A 14,158-nucleotide genomic window follows, 5' to 3' on the forward strand; every position below is an offset into this window, starting at 1 on the left:
ATATGGTTAACAGAAAGTAATTTCATAGATACAGGATAATCCATCCCTTAAGAAGGATCGCTTTACCCGGACTTCCACATCACACTCCGCCACACGGGAAAACAGGAGCCGGGCATAGCCCGCGGAACAGTCGCAGAGGGACAGGGGGACTTCTCCCTTCATTGCCTCCGCGATAGGGCATACACAGTAACTCTTGTTTTCATCTGCCAGTAAGGTTTTCCCGTCATCACTTTTTTGGATAATCCAGCCATACTCTGACTGGAGGAAATCGGTAAATCCTTCCAAATCCCCTGCATACTGTTCCGTAAGCTGATCCATGTTATTGATTCTGTAATGGATAAAAGCACAGCTTTCCAGGCAGGCACGCCTTGTTTCCGGCGGGCAGTTTTCCTCCAGTCCTTTCAACAGGCCCGCCGCCCATTTTGCACAAAATTCCGTATTCATTTATTCCTGTCCTCCTTCCGGTATGTTTCTATTATTATAAGAGCCGGTGCATGAAAAGGAATGGATGATTTGTAATACCGCATGCGCATTTTGGAAAAACTGCTCTCTTACCTGAGAGCTGCGGGCCTGCGAGAGATTAGAAAAAACTGGTAAATACAGCCATCAGGTGAGAGGCACAGCAAGCTCTACTTCCAGCGCACATTCCGTCCGGCCCGTCATGCCTTCTACGGAAATCCTGACACTGCCCGTTTCCCCGGCAGTCCGGATCCAGAAGGAGGAGATGCCCCCGGTGAGAGGGAAGCGTGCCGGCCCTATCAGACTGACGGGGCCTTCCAGCTTCACTTCCACACATTCCTGTATAAAAGGCATCAGGTTACCCCTATTATCAATGGCTTCCACTGTGATTCTGGTGGCGTCATAGGTCTCGCCTCCCGTATAAAGTACCGTATCATCCGGCTTTGCCGTAATTCCGGCCGCATATTTGCCTTCTCCGATTTCACGGCAGCATACGGCCCGGCCGTCCCAAAAGCCCTCCAGTACCAGATTGTTTGCGATATCTCCCCAGCCGCCCGCGGATTTAATCACAGTGGTTACCAGCCCTTTTACATCAAGCCCGTACTTGTGTGCCAGCTTTGCCAGATATTCCAAATCCTCCTGCCGCAGCCCCGTCAGCGTTCCTTCCCGCATCCTCTTTTCCAGATACTCCTGAAACTGCTGTCTGTCCTCCCCGGAAAAACCGGATATCACATCCGCTTCCATCAGATGGACCACCATCACCGGCGGATGCGGCAAATAGGGAAAGTCCTCTTTTTGGGGGTAAAAATCCGCCACCTGCTTTCCATTCTTATAGACTCTGACAAAGTCACAATTGGTCATGATATAAAAAGGAACCATTCCGCCGCCATCTTTTTCACCGCGGCATGCCGCAGTAACAGGCTCCATCACGATCTGCATCGCCGGATTCTTCTGGGAAGCATAGGCATAGGCCGCATATTTGGGATTACGGAACATATCAAATACGCCGTGATAACAGATTTTATCGCCGGATCCGAAGCTGGAGTGGGTATGGTAATCAAAGGCACACCAGCTGATACCTCCCGCCAAATCTTCCCTGCCAAGGCTTTCGTTGATCACCCGCAGATGTCTTAACGCATGCTCTGTCAGGCGCTGCTCCTGATCAAACCGTTTTGTGGGATACATATGCCCATTGCTTTCGGTAACCAGAAGCGGCACTGGCGATTCCAGGCCGGTTGTTTCCTGCTGCGGGCGAAAGACTTCTTCTCCGCCTTCATGGGTGAAATCATTATAGGTGTATACATCCTCCAGCAGCTCACTGCGCTGGATATACCTGGTCCCTCCCGTCTGTCTTCCGGGATCCAGGCTGTGCGCCAGTGCGTTTGTCCGTGTATAGAAGCCATGGTCATCCTGGGATTCATTAATACGCACGCCCCACAATACAATAGACGGCCGGTTATAATCGCGGACAATCATCTCTTCCAGCTCCTTCAGGGAGCGTTCCTTCCAGGCCTCCTCCCCGATATGCTGCCAGCCCGGGATCTCTTCCATAACGAGCAGGCCCATTTCATCACAGGCGTCCAGGAAATGGCGTGACTGGGGATAATGGCTCGTGCGCACCATGTTACAGCCCAGCTCCTCCTTCAAAAGCTGTGCATCCTTCCTCTGCACCCTGCGGGGCATGGCATAACCCGCATAGGGCCAGGACTGATGCCGGTTCAGGCCGATTAGTTTCACCCTCTTTCCATTCAGGAAAAACCCTTCCGGCGTAAAACGCGCAGACCGGAAACCAAACCGTTCCGTGCAGATGTCCCGGTTATCTCCGGCCCTCATCTCTGCCTCCGCCGTATACAGATTGGGATGATCCGGATCCCACAATGCAATTTTCTGTAAATGAGAAAGGGTGATCCGGTATTTTCCGCACCCCTGTCCCAGGGAAAGAGTTTCCGTCTGTTCCCCTATTTTCTCTCCCTGCGGGGAAAACAGCGTAACTGTCACCGTACTCTCACAGGTCTGCCGCGCTGTGATTTCACAGCTGCAGTGCAGCGTTTTCTCTTCCTCCAGCGGATCGGGACAGTCCAGAAAAATCCGTGACAGAAATACCGGATCCGCCGCAGTCAGCCATACCTCCCGGTAAATTCCGCCATAGGTCAGATAGTCCACCACGTTGCCGAAGGGCGGAATGTCCTTTCGTTCCGTGGAATCCACCTTTACGGTAAGCACATTCTCTTCCCCAAACCTTACGGCCGCTGTCAAATCCACCTGAAACGGCGTAAAACCGCCTTCATGTCCGCCGACATGGATTCCATTGCACCACACATCACATGCCGCCATGACCCCTTCAAACTCCAGCAGAACCGTTTTACCCTCCCAATTCTTACTTACCCGGAAAAGCTTCTTATAGCTGCTGATAAACTGGCATTCCGCTTCATCGAAGCAGTTGTATGGAAGGATTTTGTTAGTATGCGGCAAATCCACCCGGGAATACTCCGCCGTATCGGTGGTACCGCACGGATCGGCGGAGGTAAAAGAAGGCTTGTAAAGCCAGCTGTCATTAAACGGGATTCTTTCTTTCAATTTTCCTCCCTTCCCCGCAGACACCGGATAGCAGGCGTCTGCGGTATCGGATAATAGCTTTGGCCGCGGAAATGAACGGCCACATCAGTTTACAGGATTATTTACCGCTGTCCTTCAGGGCGCGGCGTTCTTTGAGTTCTTCCATAATCTGTGCATGCCTTTCCTCCGTCAGGCTGTAGAAGAACATGGGGATCGCCCCGATCATCATGACAATACCCGGAAGGAATGATACGACAAAGTGGAACGCGCCCATAGTCTGTGCAGACTGTGCCACATTGGGCACATAGCCGGTCATGGTCAGAACCGCTGCTACTGCAACGCCTACCAGTGCGGAAGCCACTTTCGTAATCAGGGTACGGGTGGATGTGATCACGCCTTCATTTCTCTGTCCGGTCATCCATTCCCCGTATTCAATGGTATCCGCCGTCATGGAGCTGATTACCACAAAGGATGCCCCCACGCAGAGAATCTGCAGCGCTCCCATTAGAAGCACGAGAGGGATATTTCCGTAACCTACCAGCCAGAATACAGCGCTGATCAACAGGTTGGCGATCATCAGTCCCAGAAGGGTCTTTTTCTTTCCCACCAATTTGGTCAGGAAAGGTGCCGCGGCGGTTCCCACCAGAATACTCGGGAGCGTAATCAGACTCATGAGTGACATCAGTTTTACATCTCCCAGCGTATAGGTGGTGTAATAGTAATTCAATGTCATTTTCATGATAAATGCCAGATTGATGACAAGATTGGTGATCATGATACAGAACAGAGGCTTATTGGTAAACAGGGATTTAAAAGCCAATGCAAAGCTGAATTTTTCCGTAGGGGCCTGCACATGCTCGCGTACCAGGCCAAAGCAGGTCAGATACAGGCTGCAGCCGACCACCGCAAAGATAACCGCCGTCATGAAATAGGCATGGGCGCTGGCTGTTCCGCCGAAGGCTACAAGCAGAATAGGGATGAGCATGTTGCCCACTGTGGTTGCCAGGTTGGTGCCCAGCGTCGCCGTCGTGAAAATCTTTGTCCGTTCCGCCGGATCATTCGTCATCGCCGCCGGCAGGCTCCAGTACGGAATGTCCACACTGGTAAAGGCCATGCCCATCAATATGTAAGTGATTGCCGCGTATACTATATTTCCCATCGTCCCGAAATTGGGGACGGTAAAGTTCAGAACCAGACAGGCCGCCACAACCGCCGGCATACGCAGAAGCCAGCAGCGGTAACGCCCGAACCTGCTTTTGGATCGGTCTGCCATGATACCCATCATCGGGTCATTCACTGCATCCCAGATCCGTGCGAACAGGAAAATACCTGCCATAACGGCCGGATTCATTCCGAATACATCCGTATAAAAAGCAGTGATAAAGCCGCTCCACAGCGCATAAACCGTATTCTGCCCCACACCGCCCAGCGCATGCCCCAGCACTTCCTTTCCGGATGCCATGTTCTTATGCTTTCCCGGTTTGGCCGTTTCTGTACCATACTTGTTTTGGGTCATTGTTTCACTCATAAGATATACCTCTCTTTTTTGTTTACTGCCGGCAGGCACTGTCCGGCTTCCCCGCCTGCCATACCGTTTACTTGAATTCCGGAAGCCAGCTGCCGTGGGCTTCGATCAAATCATCCACGAGACTATGTATTTCATCGATGGTAAGCTCCGCCGCCGTGTGGGGATCCAACAGCGCCGCCTGATAGATACACTCCTTTTTTCCGGTGAGCGCCGCGTCCACCGTCAGCTGCTGCATTCCGATGTTGCTCATATTGAGGGCTGCAAGCTGGTGCGGCAGATTTCCCACATGACAGGGCTGTATGCCCCCCTGTCCCGCCACACAGGTCACTTCCACACAGCAGTCCTTCGGCAGATTTTCAATCAGCCCGTCATTTCTTACATTTCCTGCAAAAGAAAACGGTTTTCCCGTTTCCAGCGCCTCCAGAATATAGGAAGGGTATTCGTGGGTGCGCACATGGGTCAGCTTTTCATCCCCTACCAGCTGCTTTTTCAGCTGCTTCCAATGTTCTATCTGGATTCGGCAGCGGCGCGGATACTCATCCAGCGGGATCTGGTATTTTTCAATCAGCTCCGGATGGTTTTTCCGGATGAAATATGGCATGAATTCCGCATTATGTTCGCTGGATTCCGTGACATAACAGCCAAACTGCTTCATGATCTCAAAACGGACGAGATCATCATGCTTTTCGGGGGTAAATTCATATTCCGGATACAAAAGCTGCGGATAATCCTTCAGCATTTCCCTGGTATAGGGTTTATATACAGGCCCCTTTTCTGCACGCCTTTTGATTTCCGGGTAATAATCCTCCCCATTTCTGGTAATTTCCAGAAGCCAGGCCATGTGGTTGATGCCTGCTATCCGGTATTTCACATGATCCTGGGGCAGGCCCAGCCGGTAAAGCAGCTGCGGCACACATACCTGAACAGAGTGGCAGATTCCCACCGTACGGATGGAGGATGCCCGGAGCATGGCCAGAGTGAGCATAGCCATGGGATTGGTATAGTTTAAAAACAAGGCATCCGGGCAAACCTTTTCCATATCCTTCACAAAATCCAGCATCACAGGAATCGTGCGGAGCGCCCTGAAAATCCCCCCGATTCCTACGGTATCCCCAATCGTCTGCCGCAGGCCGTATTTTTTCGGTATTTCAAAATCCGTTACCGTACAGGGTTCATATCCGCCGACCTGGATCGCGTTGATGACATACCTGGCTCCCCGCAGCGCCTCGCAGCGATCCCTGTATTTCACAATCCTTGCTTTCTGTCCGTTGGAGTTTTTATTGATATTGGAAAGCATCAGGTACGATTCCTCCAGACGCTCCGGATCAATATCATACAGCGCATACTCAAACTCCCGCAAAGGCTCCGTCAGCATACAATCACCCAGCACATTTTTGGCAAACACGGTACTTCCCGCTCCCAAAAAAGTTATTTTGTCCATTCTCTCCTCCTTCTCCCACTATTTGTTTTATCTAATCTGTACATCAAATATAGCATTCCAACGGTGCTTTTTCAGTAACATGAACAGATAGGCAAAAACAGAGTGGTTACCGATTCAGACTTTCTGAACGGTATCCACTCTGTTTTCTAATTTGGAATCTATACTCATTCTTCCTTCCGGTATGCACCGGGCAGCATGCCGTACTTTTCCGTGAACATCCTGTTAAAATGACCTTTATTGGAAAAGCCCAGCTCCCGTATGATGCCATTGACGCTTTTATCCGTATTTTTCAGCTGCTCTGCCGCCCTCTGCAGCCGTATCTGCCGCAGGTTAGCGGAATAGTTTTCCCCGGTCATACGTACCAGGAAACGGTTCAGATAGTCCGGATTAAAGTGGAAAAAAGCGGCAAGAGCGGTCCTGTCCACGTCGGCAAGATGATCTTCCATATATTTCAATATTTCAGCCACCAGATTTTCTTCTATTTCACTGCGGCTCTGGTAGTGGCAGACATAGCTGTGATTTTCCACCAGCAACCCGAACAGACGGACCAGATATCCTTTTATCACCAGATGGTGCCCCGGGAGCTTTTTCTCATCCTCTTCCATAATCTGCTCCAGAAGCGCCTGCACTGGCGCAAAATCTTTCCTGTCAAACAAGATATACTGCTGATCCGTGCGGCCGTACTGGTTTTCCATAAACCCCGCAACCTCGGGATGCGGCGCAAAAAAACGCATCAGTTCCCCCTTCAGAAAGCCGGAGGATAACCCCATAAACAGAACCCGATCCCCCGTATCGGATATTTCATCCCTGTGGATGACATTGGGATTGAGCATACATACCTCACCCGCCTTCATTTCATGGAGCACCCCGTTTATGGACTGTACATATTTTCCCCGGAGCACAAAAATAAGTTCCAGGTAGTCATGCCTGTGGTAAGGCATCTGGTAATGCTTCTCCCCGGGCGTCTGGGGGGACGGCGTCGCCGGATTCATAAAAAAATCTCTTTTTATCGTATTGATATTCTGTTCCGGCAGCATTCCCCGCAAAAAACCCGTTCCGCCATAGCTCTGTACAATATCCACCCGCGATAGATACGCAGAATTTCTGATCAGCCGCTCCAGCCTTTCTTTATCCTCCGGCGCCGCCGTACGATATTCCCTTACCAGCTGCCCCAGTTCCACTGCCGGGGCAAACCAGGTTTCCATATCCATAAACTGCTCCTTTCACGTCCGGGTACCGATTTCCGCCACGCCCGGACTATAACCGCCGGCCTTCCTTAAGCGGAGCCGGCGTCACGGACACAGAAGCGTCCTGTAACACAAAATGCCCTGGAACGGAAGGGCCCTATAACTTGCAAACCCCCCTGTACCATGATATCATAAGGATACTTATGAAAACAGAGGTTATATAATTTATGCGCATTTACAGAATCAGGGATGATATCCTTTTTTGCCTTGTAATCGCTTTTTTGGCCTCCTGGGGAGCAGGCAGACTGGCCGGGCGGGCTGCTGCACTGGCCTATGACAGCTATGCGGAAAGACATCAGATACCGGACGGTGAAATAGGCGGCAGGGCCGATGAAGATTTCTTCCGGGCACAAAGCGTGGACGATATTCTTTCCCACGAAAGGTTCACCCTCGTCTATGATATCATGACGCTCTACGATTATGGAACCGGCTTTTATGAAGATTCCCCCCTGTACTGTCTGAAACTGCCGTCCGGGGAATATGTCGCCGCCTCTGTCTATATTGACTCCGCAGTAAAACTGGAGGATTTCCCGATTCTGGGAGGCGAGTATCTGCTGCCTGTTGGTACGGCCGTTTATGCCGATTTGGCGCAGGATAAAGACTTTATGGCGCAGATAGAAAGCAGGCAGCCGCTGACTGGTACCGACTTTTATATTGATATGTCAGGGAACAGTCCTGTAAAGGAAGAAGAGGATTTCACAAAGCCTGCTGTTTCCGCTGCGCAAGCTATTACCGGAGTTGCCGCTTTTTCACTTTTCCATATGGCCGGGGCAAGGCTTGGTGTATTTCCCTCTTTTTTTATGCCCGGAAACGGAAAGAAAAAAAAATCAGAATGGGAGTAAAAAACGTATGCTCACTGATAGCACTGTTAAAAAAACCGATACGAAATATGTACTGCTGATCGTTTCCATAATTTTGGCACCAATTGCCGTTCTGGCCGCCTGCATGGTGATAAGTTTTACTGTTGAACTTCCTGACAGCATCTTGATTCCCTTAATTTTCGGCCCCTTCCTTTTTGGCTTTTTGCTATATCTCCTTTCCTGCAAGCGTATTAAGAAGCGTAATCTGGCGAAAACCGGGGAACAGCTGTCGGAGCTTGAAAAATCAGGTTTTGTTACAAATATTACCTTTAACGGTTCCTGTAAAGTAATGGTCGATACCACCCAACGTTTGATAGCATTACAGTTTGGCTTAAATCCCTCCTGTTGTTTTGTGCTGCCCGCGGACCGGATTACAAAAGCGTGGGTAAACGACGGGAAAAAAGGACGGTGGTTCCTGGAGGGAAGCCGTGAGGTAAGCTTCCTGTTCCTGGTGGACGGTGTCAAGGTAAAGGTACCTACTTTCTTTTCCAATCAGCGTTATGCGATGAACAGCAAAGAGATTCTGACAGGCATTTCCAAGGCCGACGTCATGGTCGGACTGCTGAACAAAGTCAGGGGGCAGGTACAGTGAAATGAGTTTTTTACAACAAATACAGGCCCGTTTCCGCCCTGATTCCTGCAGCAGCTGCCGATGTCCGATGGAAATGGTGAAAAAACAGCTGTATGCCATGCCGGGAATGAGCGTCGGGCATTTTGCCCCTATGGAGGATGCCGGCTATTTCAAAAAAGCCCTGGTACCGGTAGCGAAGAAAGCAGATATTCCCACAGGTATTTACGCCTGCGGCATCCAGCATTACAGATGTCCCCGGTGCGGACGTACTGTCACAAAGCTGACAACGTTTCTTCCCGTCCGGGATCAGGAGATGGTCGAACAGATTCTTTATTTTAAGAAGGGGGAAATGGATGATTTCCCGTAATGCTTCTGACTTGCCTGAACGGATACCGTTACACGACTGCAGAATCATATTGATGCAGATAGTTGCATATGGCTGACAAACGATAATCATTCAAAGGAGGTTTTTTATGACAAACAACAAATGCCCGGAATGCGGCTGTACTTTGACACCGGAAATGATAAATGCAAACATGTGCTGGGAATGCGGCAAAATAATAGATGAGTCTTTTCTGGATCCGGAAACACTTGAAGAAATAACGGAACAGGCCCATACAATAAATCCTTTCAGTAAAAAAGAAGTTAAGGAACATTGTCTGACCACCGGCTTCACATTTGAAAACAGACAGATTACTGAATATCTGGGTCTTGTGTCCGGGGAAACGGTAATCGGAACCGGTTTTATATCGGATTTTAAAGCCAGTTTCTCGGATTTATTCGGAACGGAATCAAAAGCATATTCAGACCGGCTCAAAGATGCAAAACAGGCCGCATTATATGACATGATAACGGATTCCATCAACAGAGGAGGAAATGCCATTATTGGCATTTCATACAGTTATGTGGCTTTTACCGGAAATATGATCGGTATATCTGTTAATGGTACCTCAGTTAAAATCGAATAAACAGGGGGCTAAAGCTCCCTGTTAAAAAAGGTATGTTCCCTTGTCCGTATTCCCCTACAGGGTAACCCCATCCGGCTTCAGCTGGTAATATTCCCTTACCTTCCTCTCCACTTCCGCCATGGTTTCCGGATGCTCCTTCAGGAATACCCTGGCGGCATCACGTCCCTGGGCGATGCGGCGGCCCTGATAGGAATACCAGGAACCGCTTTTTTCCACCACAGCAACAGCCGCCGCCAAATCCAGGATATCCCCTTCCCGGGAAATGCCCGTGCCGTATAGAATGTCGAATTCCGCTTCCTTAAAAGGCGGGGCCACTTTATTTTTTACCACCCTGACACGGGTTCTGTTCCCAATTCTTTCTCCGCCGCTTTTAATCATATCAATCCGCCGGACATCCAAACGGACGGATGCATAAAATTTCAGGGCACGTCCTCCGGTGGTCGTTTCAGGATTGCCGAACAGGATGCCTATTTTTTCCCTCAGCTGGTTAATAAAAACCACAATGCACCGGGATTTGCTCACCACAGGGGTCAGCTTTCGAAGCGCCTGGGACATGAGCCTGGCCTGAAGCCCGATATGACTGTCCCCCATTTCCCCGTCGATTTCCGCTTTGGGCACCAGGGCCGCCACCGAATCAATGATGACAATATCAATGGCCCCGGAACGCACCAGCATTTCCGCGATTTCCAGTGCCTGTTCCCCCGTATCGGGCTGGGAAATGTAAAGCGCATCAATATCCACGCCGATACCTGCGGCATATTTGGGATCCAGCGCATGCTCCGCATCAATGAATGCCGCAATACCGCCTCTTTTCTGGATCTCGGCCGCCATATGCAGAGATACCGTGGTTTTTCCGCTGGACTCCGGCCCGTAGATTTCCACTACCCTGCCCCGGGGTATTCCTCCAAGCCCCAGCGCGATATCCAGGCTCAACGCCCCGGTAGGAACCGCTTCCACCTCTCCGAAGGCGGATGCATCTCCCAGCCGCATGACCGCTCCCCGGCCGAAATCCTTTTCAATCTTCATGACCGCCGCATCCAGTGCTTTTTTCTTATCTTCATCCATACGCTTTTACCTGTCCTGTAGTTTTTTTTTATTGTAGCAGTTCAGCGGTCGTTTCGTAAGCGTTTTCTTATAGTATGATGATAAAGTTTGGTTGTTTTGCCGTATAATATATCCTTTTTATTTGTGCACTTTTTCCAGCGGATTTTATCCTTGCAGCCCTTTTCCCGCCGGCTCATATTCCGTCTCTTTCCCACATAACAATAAAGAGGAGGTAAATGATATGCAGGAAAAACTGAAAAATCTGTTGCTTTGTATTGCTATACCGGTTCTTACCGGCAGCCTGTCCGGTTTTCTGACACGAGGGAGCATGCAGGTATTCCGGCAGCTGAACAAACCGCCCTTAAGCCCGCCGGGAGCCGTATTTCCCATTGTATGGACCATACTGTATATCCTGATGGGTATCGCTTCCTATCTGGTATTCTCCTCCGGAGCCGGACAGGGTGATATCCGGAATGCGCTCTCCGTTTATGGGCTGCAGCTGGCGGTGAATTTTTTCTGGCCGCTGTTTTTCTTTAATCTGGGCTGGTATTTCTTCTCTTTCGTATGGCTTGTGCTGCTTTGGCTCCTTATCCTTATCACAATCCGCTTGTTTTACCATATCTCCAGGCCGGCGGCGTATCTGTTGCTGCCGTATTTGCTCTGGGTTACCTTTGCAGGGTACCTGAATCTCGGCATTGCCATCCTGAATTAAAAAGGAAGGAAGAAGCAGGTGCCAGTTCTTCTTCTCCGTATCCAGATGTTACCGTCTATGGCAGACATAAATACGGCTTTCAGCACATATCCTGTAAGAAAAACCGGATATCTGATATGAAAAATGGAGAAAAAATCAAAGGACTGGCCGGACTGCTCTTTCTTTTTGTCCTGGCTTTTCTGGCAGGCCGCTTCCTGGCCCAGGCTGTGGATGCCTTTAGCACATCGGCAGTCCTTCCGGCAGAAGGGAACTGGGGGCTGAGCTTCCGGGACGAAGGAAAGCCGCCTGTTGCTAACGCCACCTTCGAGGAGCTGGCAAAATACAACGCCTTTTACGCGGAAAACACACAGGAAAAGGTGCTCTATCTCACTTTTGACTGCGGCTTTGAAAACGGGAATACCCCTGCCATTCTGGATGCGCTGAAAAAGCACAATGTAAAAGCAACCTTTTTTATTGTAGGGAATTATCTGGAAACCAGTCCGGATCTCGTCAGGCGCATGCTGGACGAAGGACATATCGTGGGGAATCACAGCTATCACCATCCTGACATGTCACAGATGGGAAAAGAAGATTTTACAAAGGAACTGGGAGAACTGGAAACGCTGTATGAACAGACCTTCGGCCAGCCCATGCAGAAATTTTACCGGCCGCCTCAGGGAAAATACAGCGAAAACAATCTACAAATCGCCAAAGATCTGGGATATAAAACCTTTTTCTGGAGCCTGGCTTATGTGGACTGGGACCAGAACCAGCAGCCTACCCACGAAGAAGCTTTTAACAAGCTCCTCAAGAGGGTACATCCCGGCGCTATCATACTGTTACATAATACCTCAAAAACCAATGGGGAAATCCTGGATGAACTTCTTACCAAATGGGAAGAAATGGGCTACAGCTTCCGTTCTCTGACAGAGCTTCCGGGGGTCGGAACCAGCTGACGCGCACTTACTGTCCTGCTGCCGATGAAAGCACAAACCATCCGTAAGGGGAATGGTAACTCCCATCTTCCGGTGTGGGATTCCGATATTCGGAAGCGGCTTTCTTCGGCGCTTTCGAATCCACTTTCACGTTTCACACTTTTTCCTTACTTTTTTCTCAGTTTCCTCACAATTTAATAATAATTCCATCACAATTCCTTTTTATACTACAGCTATAGAAACAAAGAAAACAGATGTAATCATAAAAAGGAGTTGACTATTATGTTTGAATATCAGAATGAGCTTTATGAAAACAGAGACCAGATGTACCATTACAGTGAAATGCCGGAAAACGGACCTACAACGCCCCGCAAACCGGCCGGTCCCGGACGCCCCCGGAAAGGTACCCGTCTCCTGAAAAAAATAGGCGCCATCACCTTAAGTGCAGCGCTGTTCGGCGGAGTGGCTGCCGGATCCTTTCAGGTGGTAAATTATATAACCGGTTACGACACTGCAGCGCAGGATGCCGACGCCTCTTCCGCACAAAGCCCCTCCGCAAGCCTTATGAAAACCGCTTCCCTTTCCGGCACTTCCGATGCGAAAGGCAGCCTGGATGTTTCCGATATCGCAGAAGCCGTCATGCCTTCTATCGTTTCCATAACGAATAAGTCGGTACAGGAGGTGCAGAATTATTTTAATATGTTTGGTTACGGCTACAGCGGGGAAACCGTCCCCCAGGAGACAGAAAGCCGCGGTTCCGGCATCATCATCGGCAAAAATGATTCCGAGCTTCTGATCGTTACCAACTATCATGTCATTGCAGACGCCGATACCCTCTCCGTCGCTTTTGTTGACAACCAGGTCTATGAAGCAAATATGAAAGGCACGGATCCCGATAACGACCTTGCGGTAATCGCTGTTCCGCTGGAAAGCATATCCGCAGACACCATGTCCCAGATCGCCGTCGCTTCCATCGGGGATTCGGATTCCCTGCGTGTGGGTGAACAGGTTGTGGCTATCGGAAACGCGCTGGGCTACGGCCAATCCGTTACCACCGGTATCGTAAGCGCCACAAACCGTACCCTGGGCGGCAGCCAGGAAACAGCTTCCAACGATTCGGCCGGCCAGTCTACCTATATCCAGACCGATGCCGCCATCAATCCCGGCAACAGCGGCGGCGCGCTCGTTAATATGAAAGGCGAAGTCATCGGTATCAATTCCGCCAAATTAGCCAGTACGGAAGTGGAAGGTATGGGTTATGCCATCCCGGTTTCCAGAGTTTCCGATATCATTGAAAAGCTGATGAATGAAACCACCAGAAGCAAGGTAGGCGATGACCAGAAATCCAGCATCGGTATCACCGGAATCACGGTAACGGAATCGGTAACCAGCGTTTACGGAATCCCTTCCGGCGTCTATGTTGCCAGCGTATCGGAAAGCAGCGGCGCACAACTGGCCGGACTCAGGAAAGGGGATGTCATTACTGAATTTGACGGCAAAACCATAACCCAGATACAGGAGCTGACCGATCTTCTTGCGTATTATCCCGCAGGCGAAACCGTAGAGCTTACCATCCAGACCCTGGGCAGCGACAATGCCTACACGGAAAAAACCGTATCCCTCACCTTAGGCCACGCGGAAAGCACCGGATCCCAGGCCGGAGCGGCAGAACTTCCGGGTGCAGGAACCCAGAAGGACATGGGGGCTATCTATTAACAACTCTAACTTCGCAGGTACCAGACGGCCCTCCGCCCGCTGTCGGCGCCCCTCTCCCGGGACGGAAAAGGAATTTTCGCAGGTGCCTGTCAGACCATGGAGATGAGACCAGTCAAATGTGTCAGCCTCATCTGACACATTT

Annotated in this window: 14 protein-coding genes; 7 read left to right on the plus strand and 7 right to left on the minus strand. The window is 50.3% G+C overall.

The features are described 5' to 3' along the window. Positions 1 to 6 precede the first annotated feature (6 nt). The 5 genes from DXA36_RS30065 to DXA36_RS30085 all read right to left on the minus strand — a co-directional run bounded on the left by DXA36_RS30065 (position 7) and on the right by DXA36_RS30085 (position 7,195). The gene (locus DXA36_RS30065; RefSeq protein ID WP_118682938.1) at positions 7 to 444 is read right to left on the minus strand and encodes a hypothetical protein; all 438 of its coding nucleotides are present in this window, start codon (positions 442 to 444) and stop codon (positions 7 to 9) included. Between the two features lie 162 nt (positions 445 to 606). Next, positions 607 to 3,036, minus strand: a complete 2,430-nt coding sequence (locus DXA36_RS30070; RefSeq protein ID WP_182479326.1) for a glycoside hydrolase family 2 protein — start codon at positions 3,034 to 3,036, stop codon at positions 607 to 609. 97 nt (positions 3,037 to 3,133) lie between these two features. Continuing rightward, positions 3,134 to 4,543, minus strand: coding sequence for an MFS transporter (locus DXA36_RS30075; protein WP_118682940.1), 1,410 nt, complete (start codon positions 4,541 to 4,543; stop codon positions 3,134 to 3,136). Between the two features lie 67 nt (positions 4,544 to 4,610). Further along, positions 4,611 to 5,984, minus strand: a complete 1,374-nt coding sequence (locus DXA36_RS30080; protein WP_118682941.1) for an alpha-glucosidase/alpha-galactosidase — start codon at positions 5,982 to 5,984, stop codon at positions 4,611 to 4,613. A 164-nt stretch (positions 5,985 to 6,148) separates the two neighbouring features. Next, complete coding sequence (locus DXA36_RS30085) at positions 6,149 to 7,195, minus strand: helix-turn-helix transcriptional regulator (protein ID WP_118682942.1); 1,047 nt, start codon at positions 7,193 to 7,195, stop codon at positions 6,149 to 6,151. Between the two features lie 203 nt (positions 7,196 to 7,398). On the opposite strand from DXA36_RS30085, the gene DXA36_RS30090 reads away from it, so the two are divergent. The 4 genes from DXA36_RS30090 (at position 7,399) to DXA36_RS30105 (ending at position 9,630) form a co-directional block, all read left to right on the plus strand. Beyond that, positions 7,399 to 8,073, plus strand: coding sequence for a hypothetical protein (locus DXA36_RS30090; protein ID WP_118682943.1), 675 nt, complete (start codon positions 7,399 to 7,401; stop codon positions 8,071 to 8,073). A gap of 7 nt (positions 8,074 to 8,080) precedes the next feature. Continuing rightward, positions 8,081 to 8,683 carry a hypothetical protein gene (locus DXA36_RS30095; RefSeq protein ID WP_118682944.1) on the plus strand — a complete coding sequence of 201 codons (603 nt, stop codon included), beginning with the start codon at positions 8,081 to 8,083 and terminating at the stop codon, positions 8,681 to 8,683. Position 8,684: 1 nt separating this feature from the next. Continuing rightward, a complete protein-coding gene (locus DXA36_RS30100) occupies positions 8,685 to 9,029 on the plus strand; it encodes a hypothetical protein (RefSeq protein WP_118682945.1) in 345 nt (114 codons plus the stop codon). A 106-nt stretch (positions 9,030 to 9,135) separates the two neighbouring features. Further along, entirely contained in the window at positions 9,136 to 9,630 is a 495-nt protein-coding gene (locus tag DXA36_RS30105; RefSeq protein WP_118682946.1) for a heavy metal-binding domain-containing protein, read from the plus strand. Between the two features lie 54 nt (positions 9,631 to 9,684). On the opposite strand, the gene recA is transcribed toward DXA36_RS30105, so the two are convergent. Beyond that, on the minus strand, positions 9,685 to 10,695 hold the full coding sequence (gene recA / locus DXA36_RS30110) for a recombinase RecA (protein ID WP_118682947.1): 1,011 nt from the start codon (positions 10,693 to 10,695) through the stop codon (positions 9,685 to 9,687). Between the two features lie 220 nt (positions 10,696 to 10,915). Here recA and DXA36_RS30115 point away from each other — a divergent pair, with 220 nt between their 5' ends. Beyond that, a complete protein-coding gene (locus DXA36_RS30115) occupies positions 10,916 to 11,386 on the plus strand; it encodes a TspO/MBR family protein (RefSeq protein ID WP_118682948.1) in 471 nt (156 codons plus the stop codon). A gap of 116 nt (positions 11,387 to 11,502) precedes the next feature. Next, positions 11,503 to 12,321, plus strand: coding sequence for a delta-lactam-biosynthetic de-N-acetylase (locus DXA36_RS30120; RefSeq protein WP_118682949.1), 819 nt, complete (start codon positions 11,503 to 11,505; stop codon positions 12,319 to 12,321). Between the two features lie 7 nt (positions 12,322 to 12,328). Here DXA36_RS30120 and DXA36_RS33910 read toward each other — a convergent pair whose 3' ends face one another. Beyond that, entirely contained in the window at positions 12,329 to 12,451 is a 123-nt protein-coding gene (locus DXA36_RS33910; protein WP_279221574.1) for a hypothetical protein, read from the minus strand. A gap of 131 nt (positions 12,452 to 12,582) precedes the next feature. Between DXA36_RS33910 and DXA36_RS30125 the strand changes: the two genes are divergently transcribed. Continuing rightward, positions 12,583 to 14,016 (plus strand): S1C family serine protease, encoded by a 1,434-nt coding sequence (locus DXA36_RS30125; RefSeq protein ID WP_118682950.1) that lies wholly within the window; start codon positions 12,583 to 12,585, stop codon positions 14,014 to 14,016. The last annotated feature ends 142 nt before the right edge of the window (positions 14,017 to 14,158 follow it).

This window comes from Eisenbergiella sp. OF01-20 (assembly GCF_003478085.1).
In the GTDB taxonomy this organism is placed as follows: Bacteria; Bacillota; Clostridia; order Lachnospirales; family Lachnospiraceae; genus Eisenbergiella.